Origin of the sequence: Janthinobacterium sp. UMAB-56, from assembly GCF_900095265.1 — a bacterium.
In the GTDB taxonomy this organism is placed as follows: Bacteria; Pseudomonadota; Gammaproteobacteria; order Burkholderiales; family Burkholderiaceae_D; genus Janthinobacterium.
In genome coordinates, this window is the sequence record NZ_LT607651.1 from 73,541 (window position 1) to 86,761 (window position 13,221).

Here is a 13,221-nt window from a genome sequence, read left to right on the forward strand (position 1 = left end):
GCTGGGCCGCCAGGCGGGCCTGGCCGCGCGCGACAGCTATGCGGCGCACACGGCGCTGTTGCGCCAGGCGGCCAAACTGGGCCAGCTGGTAGCCGACCGTTCGCACCTGAGCCTGGACCCGGACGCGGGCGCCAATCACCTGAGCGCCGCATTTACCGCCACCCTGCCCGACCTGGCCGAGAGCCTGTCGGATATCGCCGGGCGCGGCGCCGCCTATATCGACACGGGCCTGTTCGAGGCGAATGAAGATCAACTCGTCAACGCCAACACCCTGATCGCGCGCCACGAACTGGAACGCCTGCCGGCCCGCTTCGACGAAATCGTCGCCGCCAAGCCGCAATTGCGCGCCAGCCTGCAGCCGGCACTGAAAGCCGTGCCGGCCGCGCTGGCCTTCCTGGAACGCACGAAAAACGAAGTGACGAATTCCTACGACCAGACCTCGGGCGCGCAATTCCACGCGGCCGGCATGCAAGCCATCGATGCCCTGCACGCACTGTCCGGCGCCTCGGCCAGCGCCCTCGACGGCTTGCTGGCGCAGCGCATCGCCCGCGACGAGGCGCGCCGCGCCCTGATCCTGGCAGCCATGTTGCTGGTGCTGCTGGCTGCCGCCTACCTGTGCGCGGGCTTCTATGCCGCCTTCGCACGCGATGTGGCGCAATTGCGCGTGGCCGTCGGCGCGGCGGCGGCGGGCGACCTGTCGCAACGCATCAGCTCGCAGGCGCATGACGAAATCGGTGACCTGGTACGCGACTTCGGCGCCATGACGCACGGCCTGGCCACCCTGGTGCAGGAAATCCGTGGCGGTGCGGCCGTCATCGCCGCTGCCGGCGCCGATATCGCCCACGGCAACGCCGCCCTGTCCGGCCACACGGCCACGCAAGCGGACGCGCTGGGCGCCACGGTGGACTCGATGCGCGAGCTGACGGCCACCGTGGGCCGCAACGAAGCCCACGTAGGACAGGGGCGCACCCTGGTGGCGTCGGCGGCCGAGGTAGCCCTGCGCGGCGGACAGACCGTGGGCGCCGTGGTCGAGACCATGGCCTCGATCAAGGCCAGCTCGCACAAAATCGTCGACATCATCGGCGTCATCAACGGCATCGCCTTCCAGACGAATATCCTGGCCCTGAATGCGGCAGTGGAAGCGGCGAGAGCCGGCGAGCAAGGACGCGGCTTTGCCGTCGTGGCATCCGAAGTGCGCAACCTGGCGCAGCGCTCGAACGAGGCGGCGCTGGAAATCAAGCGCCTGATCGGCGATTCGGTCGCCACCGTGGATGCGGGCGGCGACCTGGTGAATGCCGCCGGCAGCACCATGCGGCAAGTTGTCGATGCCGTGCAGCAAGTAGCCGAGGTGATCGGGCGCATCAGCAGCGCCGGGGCCGAGCAAAATGGCGAGATCACCCGCATCAACCAGGCGCTGGCGCAAATCGACGACATGACGCGCCAGAATGCCGGCCTGGTGGACGAGGCGCGCGCCGGTTCGCAGCGCCTGCACCAGGAAGGCGAGGCGCTGACGCAGGCCGTCAGCCGCTTCCGCCTGGGACCACACGACGCGCCCGGCACGCGCCAGGCGAGCGCCGCAGCCGTGCGCGACGGCCTCCCCAGCGTGCGTCCGGCCGGCCTGTGGAGCGCCAATAAACCGCGCGTCATATCACAAAATCGCGCAGAACGGCGCAAGGCTAGCTAGCCTAAAGTGTGCGCGTAGGACTGGGACTACAATTTCGCCTCAAATGAGACTACAAAGTGGCGACTGCTAATCTTATGTTCGCCACTTACATAAGCTTTTAAAGTAGCTACATCGCGCTCTGCACTGCGTAGTCGAAAAAAGTGCCGTCACCACACGGCGTCGGCAACTGTTTTTGACCAGCAACGCAGCAGTCGCACTCCGATGTAAAAAGCCTGTGAGGAATACTATGAACCATACTCAACTTATCACCCCGGTCCAGAAGAACCAATTGCTGCCGCGCGCCATGCCGGCCGCCGGACGGGAAATCAAGCTTGCGTCGCGGGTTAGCCTCAGCAGTGCCCAACAGAATGAATTGCTGGCAGCCCTGCCGCGCGCCGCACTCGAATCGCTGTTCGAAGACCTGGAACTGGTAGAACTGCCTTTCGGCAAAGAATTGTATGCCTACGGCAACAGCATGGAATACAGCTATTTCCCCACCACCGCCATCATTTCGCTGCTGTATGTGATGGAAGATGGCGCCACGACGGAAATCGCCGTCGTTGGCCATGAAGGCGTGGCTGGCGCCTCGCTGCTGGCAGGTGAGCGCGCCATGTGCACGGCCGTCGTGCAAAGTGCCGGCTACGGTTATCGCCTCAAAACGCAAAGCTTGCGCGACGCCTTCAACCAGGGCGGCGCCCTGCCCCAGTTGCTGATGCGCTATACGAATGCCCTGTTTGCGCAAATGGCGCAGAACGCCGTCGGTGGCCGCCACAGTTCGATCGAGCAAAAGCTGTGCCGCTGGCTGCTGGACCGCCTGGACCGCTCACCATCGAATGAATTGAAAGTAACGCAAGAGCTGATTTCCATCATGCTGGGCGTGCGCCGCGAAAGCATAACGGCCGCCGCCGGCAAGCTGCAGGAAGAAGGCTTGATCCATTATCGCCGCGGCAATATCACGGTGCTGGACCGCGCCGGCCTGGAATGCTATGCGGGCGAGTGCTACAAGGTCGCCAAGACGGAATATGACCGTTTGCTGCGCGACGTCTCACGCTGCTGATGGGGAGCTGCCGCTGACCCGGCAGCACGGACAAAAAAATGGCCGGGCTGCATGCCCGGCCATTTTTTCATCACAAGCAAATTACGCTTCGGCATCTGCATCGATGTCTTCCGGCTCCGGCGTCAACGGCAGGGGAATCACGGCTTCCACGCAAGTCCCCTTGCCTTGCGGCCCCGGGCGCACGGTGAGGGTGCCGCCCAGCAGCAAAGCCCGTTCTCGCATGCCCAGCAAGCCATGCGACATGGGTTTTTGCAGCGCATCTTCGGTAATGCCGATGCCGTCGTCGATGACGCGCAGCACCAGGCCATGCTCATTGCGTTTCAAGGTCACGCTGACCATGCCGGCCCGTGCATACTTCAGGATATTCGTCAGCGATTCCTGCACGATACGGAACAGGGCAATCGTCAGGGTGGCTTCGCGGTTGTCGATATTGATGGCCACGTCCGTTTCACAGCGCACGGCACTCATGCGCGCAAAATCCTCGCAATAACTTTCGATGGCGGCGCACAGGCCCAGGTTGTCCAGCAGGCTGGGGCGCAAATCCTCGACGATGCGGCGCTTGAGTTCCACCGTTTCCAGCAAGGTGGCCTTGGCGCGGCGCAATTGCGCGGCCAGTTCCGGCTGCGTGTGCGTCAGTTGCTGCGTGACGGCGCCCAGGTCCATGCTGATGGCAGTCAGGTTGGCGCCCAGCTCATCGTGCAGTTCGCGCGCCAGGCGCGCCTTTTCCACTTCATTGACGCTGATCAAATGGCGCGACAGCACGGATAATTGCTCCGTGCGCTTGCTGACCGTCGATTCCAGGGTGTCATTGGCATTTTGCAGCGCATACTCGACGGCCGCGCGATTCTGGAAGCTGCGCCGCACCAGTTGGTAAAACATGATCAGCACGAGGATGGCCAGGGCATTGATGCCGATGCCAAGCAGCACGGCTTTCTGGTACTCATGGTAAAAAGCGGCGCTGCCGGACGACAGCGCTTCATTCTGCTCGCGCGTCATGATCACCACTTGCAGGCGAATCTCGTCCATGGTGGCGCGGTCATCAGTCACGCGGGAAATGTTGACGATCTCGGCCAGCCCGCCCTGCTTGTAGACATCGATGGACTGTTGCAGCATCGACATCTTGCGACGGATCAAGCTTTTCAGCTGGGCCAGGTTCTTCAGCTGGGTAGGACTGCCTGCCAGCAAGGTTTGCAGTTCGTTGAATTCGTTTTCGATTTCCGTGGCAGCCGTCTTCGACGGCCCCAGGTAGGTTTCGGAGCCGGAAATGAAATAGCCGCGCAAGCTGCTTTCCGCATCGAGCACGAGCACGTTCAAATACTGCAGGCGGTCCGCCACGCGGGCACTCTGGCTGAGCAAGGCGTTCGTGCCCTTCAGCGATTGCAGATTATGATAGAGACTGAAACCATTGAGTACAAGCAACAAGGCGCAAGTGACGCACAGGATGGTTTTGTACAGGGGCAGGCGGTGATTCGGGGCCGGTTCAGCGGTGAAATACATCCTGGTGTGCATCCTTAGCAAGGTTCGGCGCGGGAGAAAGCGCCGGCGCCGGCCAATTATAGTCCTCGCCACAGACTGCTGCACTGCACAATGCGTGCTGGCTAGCTGGCTGAGCGATCATGTTTCCATGATCGCACCGCTGCGCTAGTCAAGCAAATTGTTTTTCATTGCGTAATAGGTCAAGTCGCTGTTAGATTGCAAGCCCATTTTTTCCATGATGCGCGTACGGTAAGTACTCACCGTCTTGATGCTCAGCGACAAGGCCACACCGATATCGGATACGGTGGCGCCGCGCGCCAGGCGCAGAAAGACCTGGAATTCCCGGTCCGACAATTCCGTATGCAGTGCGGCATTCGTATCGCGGTCGAACGACTGCGCCAGCAACTCGCCCACGGTGGAACTGACGTAGCGGCGCCCCTGGAATACGGTGCGCACGGCCGTCATCAGCTCATCGGCCTCGCATTCCTTGTTCAGATAGCCGTTCGCGCCCATCTTGAACAGGTTCAGCGCGTACTGCTGCGCGGGATAGCCGCTCAGTATCAGCACGGGCAATTCCGGCTGGCCCTGGCGGATCGTGCGCAAGGTATCGATGCCGCTCTGATCGGGCATGGCGATATCGAGCAACAGTACATCACAAATTTCGCGGCGGGCGATATCGAGCGCTTCGCGCCCGGTACCGGCTTCCGCCACCACACTGAAATCGCTTGACGACGAAAAAATCTGTTTGAATCCAGCTCGTACTATTTGGTGATCATCACAAATGGCAACGCGTATCATTGTTTCCCCTTAAATTTTCCTGGCCTGGGAAAGACTACCGGAACCTGAACGCTGCTCCGGTTCAGCGTCACTAACAAAAACGCAACATTAGTATTATATTCAAAAAATGGCATGCCGCAGGGTTGCGGCAGCACCCAGGCGGCACGCCCATACGGCATAGTCAGCGGTATCGGACAACCCCACCTATATTGGTGCGCATCTTATTTTAGCAAGTTTAATATCGCAATTAATTCGTTGCGTATCCACACGCGGTCCATCGGTTCCTCCTGCGGCAAGGCGGGCACGGCCGGCAGCACCGGCAGCTCATCGACGACGGCATACGACGCGCCACGGCTATCGAGCTTGTTGCGCGCGCCGCTGATGGTAAAGCCCTGCTCGTACAGTAATTCGCGGATACGGCGTATCAGCAGCACCTCATGGTGCTGATAATAACGACGGTTGCCACGTCGTTTGACCGGCTTGAGCTGAGAAAACTCCTGTTCCCAGTAGCGCAACACATGCGGTTTGACGCCGCACAATTCGCTCACCTCGCCGATTGTGAAATAGCGTTTGGCCGGAATGGGCGGCAAGGCGATCAACTCGGTTTTACTGACGCGCTCGTTCATCGCCACTCACTCAGGCAGCACGGGCCAACGGACTGGTCTCTTCGACCATGCTTTTCAGCTTCTGGCTCGCATGAAAAGTCACGACACGGCGCGCCGTGATAGGGATTTCTTCGCCCGTCTTCGGGTTGCGGCCCGGCCGTTGCGGTTTGTCGCGCAGCTGGAAATTGCCGAAACCGGACAATTTGACGGCCTCGCCGCGCTCGAGCGCATTGCGGATCTCGTCGAAAAAGGTCTCGACCATATCCTTCGCTTCGCGCTTGTTCAGGCCCACTTGCTCGAACAACAGTTCGGCCAGCTCCGCCTTGGTCAAGGTGGGTAAATCTTTTTCCGCATCCTGGCGCACTTTGGCAACCAGCATGGCCCGATGCAGATCGGCGGCCAGTGCGGACTGCAGTACGGCGGAATCGACGTCGCTATTATTAATTTTCCTGCCCTGCCTTTTCTGTGCGCCCGAGCCCGCCAATTGGCAAGCCCGTCAACGGTTGACGACGGAAAGGCCGTCACACCAGGCGACGGCCTTTCCGATAATTACGAACGCAGTTTCGCGTCGTGGCCCTGCTTGGCCGCATCGATCAGGACAGCCATCAGGCCATCGACGACATCGTCTTGCAGGGTATTTTGAGTATCTTGCAAGCTAATCCGGAAAGCAAGGCTTTTTTCATCCGCTTCCAAGCCTTTTCCACGATATTCATCAAATAAAACAATGGCTTGCACGATACGCGCTGCCGGGCTTGCCTTGGCGGCAAGCTGGAAGCTGTCGAGCAGATCCTGCACTGCCACCGATTGCTTGACGACTACGGCCAGATCGCGGCTGGCGCCAGGGAACTTCGAGATTTCCTGGTACGCAGGCACGACTCTTTGCGTCAGGGCAGCGGCGTCGACTTCGAACAGCACGGGCGCCAACGGCAAGTCGTACTTTTGCATCCAGCGCGGGTGCAATTCACCGATGAAACCGATCACCTTGCCATCGAGCTCCACGTTGGCGGAACGACCAGGATGCAGGGCCGGATGCTGCGCCTTGGTGAAACGCAAGACCAGCGGCGCGAACAAGGCCTCCAGGTCCGCCTTCACGTCAAAGAAGTCGACCGTGCGCGAGGCCTGGCCCCACTGCTCCTCAGCCACCGCGCCGTAGGCCATGGCGGCCACGCGTTTTGGCTGGGCGTAGCCGGCCACCGACAGGGGGCCGTTTTCCACGCTGTCGTCACGCTGGTAGATGGCGCCCACTTCGAAGATGCGCACACGGTTCGTCTTGCGGTTCAGGTTGTAGCGCACATTGGCGATCAGGCTGCCGATCAGCGAAGAACGCATCACGCTCATCTGGCTGGCGATCGGGTTCTGCAATTTGATCGGCTGCGTGTTGCCCGAAAAATCGCGCTCCCATGCCGTATCGACAAAGCTCATGTTAACCACTTCCTGGAAGCCCAGGTCGGCCAGTTCATGCCGTACCGCAAACAGGGAGCGGGTGTTTTCCGGCGCAATCTGCATCACGTTCGCGGCCACGGGCGGCAAGGTCGGGATGTTTTCAAAGCCGTACACGCGCGCCACTTCCTCGATCAGATCTTCCTCGATCTCGATGTCGAAACGGTAGCTGGGCGAAGTCACGGAAAACACGCCATCGGCCAGCGTGAATGGCAGGGCAAGGCGCGTGAAGATATCGGCGATCAGCGCATCATTGAGTGGCACGCCGATGACTTTTTGCGCGCGCGCCGTGCGCATTGCTACGGGTTGGCGTTGCGGCAAGTTCACCACGTGGTCGTCGACGGGGCCGACGGTGGTTGCTGGCGTGCCGCAGATTTCTACGATCAGGGCCGTGATGCGCTCGATATGCTCGACGGTGGTGGCAAAATCGACGCCGCGCTCGAAGCGGTGCGCCGCATCCGTGGAGAAATTCAAACGGCGCGCGCGCCCTTGAATCGCGTTCGGCCACCAGAATGCCGCTTCCAGGTAAATGCTGTCCGTATCGTCCGACACGGAGCTGGCGTCGCCGCCCATGATGCCGGCCAGCGATTCGATCTCCTGCTCATCGGCAATGACGCCGATCCACTCGTCGACGGCAACCGTGTTGCCGTTCAACAGCTTGACGGATTCACCCGCCTTGCCCCAACGCACGTCGAGGCTGCCGTGGATCTTTGCCAGGTCAAACACGTGGCTGGGACGGCCCAGTTCCAGCATGACATAGTTGGAAATGTCGACCAGGGCCGACAGCGGACGCTGGCCGCTACGCTCGAGGCGCTGCTTCATCCAGTCCGGCGTGGCGGCACGGGCGTTCAAGCCGCGGATAACGCGGCCCGTGAAACGGCCGCACAGGTCCGGCGCGCTGACTTTTACGGGCAGGATTTCGTCGCTGGACACCGGCACGGTACGGAACTGCGGCACATTCAGGGTCACGCCCGTGAGAGCCGACACTTCGCGCGCCACACCCAGCACGGACAGGCAGTCCGCCTTGTTCGGCGTCAACTTGATGGTGAATTTCAAGTCGTTCAAAGCAAAGTAATCGCGGAAATTCTGGCCGATCGGCGCGTCGTCCGGCAATTCCAGCAAGCCGGCGTTTTCTTCCGACAATTTCAATTCGCGCGCGGAGCACAGCATGCCTTGCGACTCGACGCCGCGCAACTGGCCCACCTTGATTTCGAAGGGCTTGCCATCGGCACCAGGAGGCAATATAGCGCCAGCCATCGCGCACACGACTTTCAAGCCCGGACGCACGTTGGGCGCGCCGCAAACGATGTTGAGCATGGTGCCCGTGCCGACATCGACCTGGCACACATTCAGGCGGTCCGCATTCGGATGTTTTTCCATCTCCAGGACCAGGCCTACCACCACGTTCGAGAACGGCGGGGCGACAGGGTCGACGTCCTCGACTTCGAGACCGGACATGGTCAGCAGATGGGCCAGTTCGTCCGAATTCATCTTCGGATCAACCATGGTACGGAGCCAGTTTTCGGAAAATTGCATAATCAAGCCTTCAAATGGTCAAAGCTCACAGCGCGAGCGCACAGGCGCTCAAGCGCCATGAATCAAACGGAACAACGCTTAGTTGAATTGTTTCAAGAAACGCAAGTCGCCTTCATAGAACAGGCGCAGGTCGTTGATGCCATAGCGCAGCATCGTCAAGCGTTCCAGGCCGGAGCCGAAAGCAAAACCGATGAATTTCTCGGGATCGAGGCCGAAGTTCTTCACCACGCTCGGATGCACCTGGCCGGCGCCCGACACTTCCAGCCAGCGGCCCTTCAAGGGACCCGAGCCGAAGGCGATGTCGATCTCGGCCGAAGGTTCCGTAAACGGAAAGTACGATGGACGGAAGCGCACTTGCAGGTCGTCCGTTTCGAAGAAGGCCTTGACGAAATTCAGGTACACACCCTTCAGGTCGGCAAAGCTGATGTCTTCGGCGATCCACAGGCCTTCGACCTGGTGGAACATCGGCGAATGGGTGGCATCGCTGTCGACGCGGTAGGTGCGGCCGGGCGCGATGACCTTGATCGGCGGCGTGTGCGTGCGCGCATAGCGCACCTGCATCGGGCTGGTGTGCGTGCGCAGCAGCAAGGGCTTGCCATCGGTGTCGTTGCCATCGATGTAGAAGGTGTCTTGCATGGAACGGGCCGGATGGTTTTCCGGGCTGTTGAGCGCCGTGAAGTTGGTCCAGTCGTTCTCGATTTCGGGGCCGTCGGCCACGTCGAAGCCGATCGAGCGGAAGATTTCTTCGACCCGCTCCCACGTGCGCATCACGGGATGGATGCCGCCGGGCATGCTGCCACGGCCCGGCAGGGTCACGTCGATCGCTTCTGCATTCAGACGGCCTTGCATTTGGGCATCGGCCAGTGCATCACGGCGCGCCGTCAGCGCGTCTTCGATTTGCACTTTGACGGCATTGATCAAGGCGCCCTGCGCCTTGCGCGCGTCCGGGTCCAGCTTGCCCAAGCCCTTCATCATTTCGGTAATCTGGCCAGTCTTGCCCAGGTAGCGGGCTTTGGCGTTTTCAAGTGCGGCAGCGTCTGCGGCGGCGATAAAGTCAGCCTGGGCCGAGACGACGAGTTCTTCTAGGGAGTTCATGCGGCTTTTCCTGTTTTGGAAATCAATCCTGGATTTAGTAATCTAGAACCCAACAATCAAAAACGGAAACGGGGCATAAGGTTCACACCCCTGCCCCGCTCTTTATAACGTCACCCTACGGATGACGTTGTGCAATCACCGATGCTTACGCAGCGATTTTTGCTTTAACTGCGTTGACAATCGCAGCGAATGCTGGCTTGTCCATCACAGCCATATCGGCCAGGACTTTACGGTCCAGTTCGATATTTGCTTTTTTCAAGCCGTTCATGAATACGCTGTACGTTACGCCATGCTCACGGGAAGCGGCGTTGATACGGGCGATCCACAGGCGGCGGAAAACACGCTTCTTGTTGCGGCGATCGCGGTAAGCGTATTGACCAGCGCGCATAACTGCTTGCTTGGCAACACGGTATACACGGCTGCGGCGACCACGGTAGCCTTTAGCTTGAACAAGAATCTTTTTATGACGGGCACGAGCTGTAACCCCACGTTTTACTCTAGGCATAGTAACTCCTTAAATTGAGTGTGAGATTAAGCAGTCGGCATCATGCGGTAGACGGATTTCACGTCAGACGCAGCGACATTGGTGGTACCGCGCAGAGCGCGTTTCAGCTTGGTGGTTTTCTTGGTCAAGATGTGGCGTTTGAACGCATGACCACATTTAACAGTACCACCCGGACGCACGCGAAAACGTTTTTTCGCAGAGCTTTTGGTCTTCATTTTAGGCATAGCAATCTGTCCTCTTACGGACAGCTCCATTTATAACAGGATTGCAGGTGGCAACACGACGCTGCGCTTAGATGCCTGCTTTCACATGTTGTGCAGCGGATGCGAGTCCACTACAGTTTGCGCGGCCCGCACATTGCTGAGCGGGCCGCGCAAATTCTGCCTGGAATCTGGTGCTGCACCAATGCTGGCGCACGCAACGTCGATCCACAGTAAAACGCTATTGTAGCTTACTTCTTCTTCTTAGGCGAAAGAACCATGATCATTTGGCGGCCTTCCATCTTCGGGAACTGCTCGACCTGGCCGAACGGCTCCAGGTCGGCTTTCAAGCGTTCCAGCATGCGGAAGCCAATATCCTGGTGCGCCATCTCACGACCGCGGAAACGCAAGGTGATCTTGGTTTTATCGCCATCCTCAAGGAACTTGATGAGATTACGCAACTTGATATTGTAGTCACCATCATCAGTCCCCGGACGGAATTTGACTTCCTTCACGAGGATGATCTTTTGCTTCAATTTGGCTTCGTGAGCTTTCTTTTGCTCCGAATACTTAAATTTGCCGTAGTCCATCAAACGGCACACCGGTGGCTGCGCGGTAGGCGCAATTTCCACCAGGTCGACGTTTGCCTCTTCCGCCAGGCGGAAGGCTTCAGCCAAACTTACGATACCGAGTGGCTCGTTATCGACCCCGCTTAAACGCATTTCAGGGGCAGTGATTTCGCCATTGATGCGATGTGACTTGTCAGTAGCTATTGTAATTTCCTTTAAAAATCTTGTAAGACGGTCGTGCAGCGAGTTTCCTCGTCAGGCCTTGGTGTCGACTTCATGTTTGAGTCGCTCAATCAGGGCATCGACGGACATGACGCCCAGATCGACATTGCCCCGCGCCCGCACGGCCACTGTATTCGCATCCCGCTCTTTGTCGCCAATTACTAAGATGTAAGGCAATTTTTGTACGGAATGTTCACGTATTTTATAGGTAATCTTCTCGTTACGCAAATCAGCCTGTACGCGCAGCCCCGCTTTGCGCAGTTTTGTTGTAACTTCCTGTACATAGTCGGCTTGCGCGTCGGAAATATTCAATACCGACACTTGCACCGGCGACAGCCACAGTGGCATGGCGCCCGCATAGTGTTCGATCAGGATGCCGATAAAACGTTCCAGGGAACCGACGATCGCGCGGTGCAACATGATGGGCACCTGGCGCGTGTTATCCACGGCGACATATTCGGCGCCCAGACGGCCCGGCATCGACGGATCGATCTGCACGGTGCCCACTTGCCATGCGCGGCCCAGGCTGTCTTTCAGATGGTATTCGATCTTCGGACCGTAGAACGCGCCCTCGCCCGGCAATTCCGTCCATTCCACGCCACAGGCGCGCAGGGCCGAACGCAAGGACTCCTCGGCGAAATCCCACGACTCTTCCGTACCGATGCGGTTATCCGGGCGCAAGGCCAGCTTCACGTCGATATTCGTGAAACCGAAAGCCGTATACACATCCATCGCCTGCTGGTGGAAAGCCGTCACTTCGCCGGCAATCTGCTCTTCCAGGCAAAAGATGTGGCCATCATCCTGCGTAAAGCCGCGCACGCGCATCATGCCGTGCAAGGCGCCCGACGGCTCGTTGCGGTGGCATTGGCCGAACTCGCCGTAGCGCAATGGCAGGTCGCGGTAGCTACGCATGCCATTGTTGAAAATCTGGATATGCCCAGGGCAATTCATCGGCTTCAGCGCATAGGCGCGATTTTCCGATTCCGTGATGAACATGTTTTCACGATAATTATCCCAGTGGCCGGTTTTTTCCCACAGACCACGGTCGAGAATTTGCGGCGCCTTGACTTCCTGGTATCCATTGACCTGGTACACATTGCGCATGTATTGCTCGACTTGCTGCCAGATCGACCAGCCCTTCGGGTGCCAGAAGATCAGACCGGGCGCTTCTTCCTGGAAATGGAAGAAATCGAGCTGTTTGCCCAGCTTGCGGTGATCGCGTTTTTCCGCCTCTTCCAGGTTGTGCAAGTACAGTTCCTGGTCTTCTTTCTTGGCCCAGGCCGTGCCATAGATACGCTGCAGCATCTCGTTTTTCGAGTCGCCGCGCCAGTAGGCGCCGGCCAGCTTCATCAGCTTGAAGACTTTCAGCTTGCCCGTCGATGGCACGTGGGGGCCGCGGCACAAGTCCGTGAACTTGCCTTCGGAATACAGCGACACTTCCTGGTCGGCCGGGATCGAGCCGATCAGTTCAGCCTTGTACGCTTCGCCGATGCCCTTGAAGTAGGCGATGGCTTCGTCCCGCGCGACAACCTTGCGCGTGACTTGCTCATCCTTCTTGGCCAGTTCCGCCATCTTCTTTTCGATCGCCGTCAAATCTTCCGGCGTGAACGGACGCTTGTAGGCGAAGTCATAGTAAAAGCCGTTGTCGATCACGGGGCCGATGGTCACTTGCGCGTCCGGGAACAACTCCTTGACGGCATACGCCAGCAAGTGGGCCGTCGAGTGGCGGATCACTTCCAGGCCGTCGGCATCCTTGTCCGTGACAATCGCCAGTTCGGCGTCTTGCTCGATCAGATAGGAGGTATCGACCAGCTTGCCATCGACCTTGCCGGCCAGGGCAGCTTTGGCCAGGCCGGTACCAATATTGGCCGCAACCTGGGCCACGGTGACCGGGCCGTCAAATTGACGGGCGGAACCATCGGGAAGTCGGATTGTAAGCATATTGATCTCCATATCGGCGCTGGCGCCAGGTAAAACTGCGGTGTGATGGGCAAAATAACTGAAAGGAAAACGCAGACGCAAAAAAACGCGGACTAGCCGCGTTTTTCACTTTCTTGAGACAAAGGAAACCCGTTC

The 13,221-nt window shown here is 59.1% G+C and carries 12 protein-coding genes; 2 read left to right on the forward strand and 10 right to left on the reverse strand.

Annotated elements, in window-relative coordinates; all coding sequences use genetic code 11:
• A partial coding sequence (locus tag K0F85_RS00350) for a methyl-accepting chemotaxis protein (protein ID WP_219114048.1) occupies positions 1-1,684 on the forward strand: 1,684 nt, incomplete at its 5' end.
• Between the two features lie 226 nt (positions 1,685-1,910).
• Positions 1,911-2,720, forward strand: a complete 810-nt coding sequence (locus tag K0F85_RS00355; protein WP_219114049.1) for a Crp/Fnr family transcriptional regulator — start codon at positions 1,911-1,913, stop codon at positions 2,718-2,720.
• A gap of 81 nt (positions 2,721-2,801) precedes the next feature.
• Here the strand turns inward: K0F85_RS00355 and K0F85_RS00360 are convergent, their stop codons facing one another.
• From K0F85_RS00360 to thrS, 10 genes are all read right to left on the reverse strand, one after another.
• On the reverse strand, positions 2,802-4,217 hold the full coding sequence (locus K0F85_RS00360) for a CHASE3 domain-containing protein (RefSeq protein WP_219114050.1): 1,416 nt from the start codon (positions 4,215-4,217) through the stop codon (positions 2,802-2,804).
• 144 nt (positions 4,218-4,361) lie between these two features.
• Complete coding sequence (locus tag K0F85_RS00365; protein WP_034783185.1) at positions 4,362-4,994, reverse strand: response regulator transcription factor; 633 nt, start codon at positions 4,992-4,994, stop codon at positions 4,362-4,364.
• A gap of 200 nt (positions 4,995-5,194) precedes the next feature.
• Positions 5,195-5,599 (reverse strand): MerR family transcriptional regulator, encoded by a 405-nt coding sequence (locus K0F85_RS00370; protein ID WP_219114051.1) that lies wholly within the window; start codon positions 5,597-5,599, stop codon positions 5,195-5,197.
• A gap of 10 nt (positions 5,600-5,609) precedes the next feature.
• On the reverse strand, positions 5,610-5,957 hold the full coding sequence (locus tag K0F85_RS00375; RefSeq protein WP_219114052.1) for an integration host factor subunit alpha: 348 nt from the start codon (positions 5,955-5,957) through the stop codon (positions 5,610-5,612).
• Between the two features lie 170 nt (positions 5,958-6,127).
• Positions 6,128-8,554 (reverse strand): phenylalanine--tRNA ligase subunit beta, encoded by a 2,427-nt coding sequence (pheT, locus tag K0F85_RS00380; RefSeq protein ID WP_219114053.1) that lies wholly within the window; start codon positions 8,552-8,554, stop codon positions 6,128-6,130.
• Between the two features lie 78 nt (positions 8,555-8,632).
• Positions 8,633-9,649 (reverse strand): phenylalanine--tRNA ligase subunit alpha, encoded by a 1,017-nt coding sequence (gene pheS, locus K0F85_RS00385; RefSeq protein ID WP_219114054.1) that lies wholly within the window; start codon positions 9,647-9,649, stop codon positions 8,633-8,635.
• 145 nt (positions 9,650-9,794) lie between these two features.
• Positions 9,795-10,154 carry a 50S ribosomal protein L20 gene (gene rplT / locus K0F85_RS00390; protein ID WP_010399214.1) on the reverse strand — a complete coding sequence of 120 codons (360 nt, stop codon included), beginning with the start codon at positions 10,152-10,154 and terminating at the stop codon, positions 9,795-9,797.
• 26 nt (positions 10,155-10,180) lie between these two features.
• Complete coding sequence (gene rpmI / locus K0F85_RS00395) at positions 10,181-10,378, reverse strand: 50S ribosomal protein L35 (protein WP_010399216.1); 198 nt, start codon at positions 10,376-10,378, stop codon at positions 10,181-10,183.
• 227 nt (positions 10,379-10,605) lie between these two features.
• Entirely contained in the window at positions 10,606-11,166 is a 561-nt protein-coding gene (gene infC, locus K0F85_RS00400) for a translation initiation factor IF-3 (protein ID WP_374198634.1), read from the reverse strand.
• Between the two features lie 12 nt (positions 11,167-11,178).
• Positions 11,179-13,086 carry a threonine--tRNA ligase gene (gene thrS / locus K0F85_RS00405; RefSeq protein WP_092714741.1) on the reverse strand — a complete coding sequence of 636 codons (1,908 nt, stop codon included), beginning with the start codon at positions 13,084-13,086 and terminating at the stop codon, positions 11,179-11,181.
• Positions 13,087-13,221 lie beyond the last annotated feature (135 nt).

Coding starts and splice junctions, on each gene's coding strand:
- K0F85_RS00355 (WP_219114049.1), top strand. CDS start 1,911: ATGAACCATACTCAACTTATCACCCCGGTCCAGAAGAACCAATTGCTG.
- K0F85_RS00360 (WP_219114050.1), bottom strand. CDS start 4,217: ATGTATTTCACCGCTGAACCGGCCCCGAATCACCGCCTGCCCCTGTAC.
- K0F85_RS00365 (WP_034783185.1), bottom strand. CDS start 4,994: ATGATACGCGTTGCCATTTGTGATGATCACCAAATAGTACGAGCTGGA.
- K0F85_RS00370 (WP_219114051.1), bottom strand. CDS start 5,599: ATGAACGAGCGCGTCAGTAAAACCGAGTTGATCGCCTTGCCGCCCATT.
- K0F85_RS00375 (WP_219114052.1), bottom strand. CDS start 5,957: ATGCTGGTTGCCAAAGTGCGCCAGGATGCGGAAAAAGATTTACCCACC.
- pheT (WP_219114053.1), bottom strand. CDS start 8,554: ATGCAATTTTCCGAAAACTGGCTCCGTACCATGGTTGATCCGAAGATG.
- pheS (WP_219114054.1), bottom strand. CDS start 9,649: ATGAACTCCCTAGAAGAACTCGTCGTCTCGGCCCAGGCTGACTTTATC.
- rplT (WP_010399214.1), bottom strand. CDS start 10,154: ATGCCTAGAGTAAAACGTGGGGTTACAGCTCGTGCCCGTCATAAAAAG.
- rpmI (WP_010399216.1), bottom strand. CDS start 10,378: ATGCCTAAAATGAAGACCAAAAGCTCTGCGAAAAAACGTTTTCGCGTG.
- thrS (WP_092714741.1), bottom strand. CDS start 13,086: ATGCTTACAATCCGACTTCCCGATGGTTCCGCCCGTCAATTTGACGGC.